At 54.3% G+C, this 569-nt stretch carries 1 protein-coding gene; it reads right to left on the minus strand.

Going from position 1 to position 569, the window contains the following annotated elements:
• Nucleotides 1–93: 93 nt before the first annotated feature.
• A complete protein-coding gene (locus tag B4U49_RS00305) occupies nt 94–471 on the minus strand; it encodes a DUF423 domain-containing protein (RefSeq protein WP_078082634.1) in 378 nt (125 codons plus the stop codon).
• Nucleotides 472–569: the final 98 nt, after the last annotated feature.

The raw sequence follows: 569 nt of genomic DNA on the forward strand, positions 1-569 counted from the left end.
GGCGACGTCCTGTCGCCGACGCTTCTGAAACCCCATCCCCGGCACTCGGCCTTACATTCAAATTTCTGTGCTCTTACCGCCTTAGGTTGGCGGTTATTTTCCGTAATTCAGTGCGGCGATAAACAATGCAATCCAGCCGCCGATCAGCAGGGTGCCACCCAACGGCGTGATGGGACCCAAGATCCTGGGGCCGCCGAAGGTCAGGCCGTACAGACTACCGGAGAAAAACAGGATGCCAATCGCAAACAGGGCACCGGCCACGATCAAAGAGGTTTTCGCTCCGACCTGATAAATCAACACAGCCACGGCGATCAGTGCCAAGGCGTGAATCATCTGGTAGTGCACACCAGTTTTATAGGCTTCCAGAAGGTTTTCCGCGACTTTATCCCGCAGGCCGTGAGCACCAAAAGCGCCGAGAACAACTCCGGTACCACCAAAAAATGCGGCAAGTAACAAATACAATTTGGCCATCGTTATTCCTTTCGTTCTGGCTTACGAAGTAATTCAGCTGAGCGCGAAGGGGGAGCGCTGGGTACGGGTTTTCAGAAGCGTCGGCAACAGGGATGTTG

It is taken from the genome of Microbulbifer mangrovi, assembly GCF_002009015.1.
In the GTDB taxonomy this organism is placed as follows: Bacteria; Pseudomonadota; Gammaproteobacteria; order Pseudomonadales; family Cellvibrionaceae; genus Microbulbifer; species Microbulbifer mangrovi.

Excerpts from the sequence above, each read along its gene's own strand:
- B4U49_RS00305 (WP_078082634.1), bottom strand. The coding sequence starts at position 471 with ATGGCCAAATTGTATTTGTTACTTGCCGCATTTTTTGGTGGTACCGGA.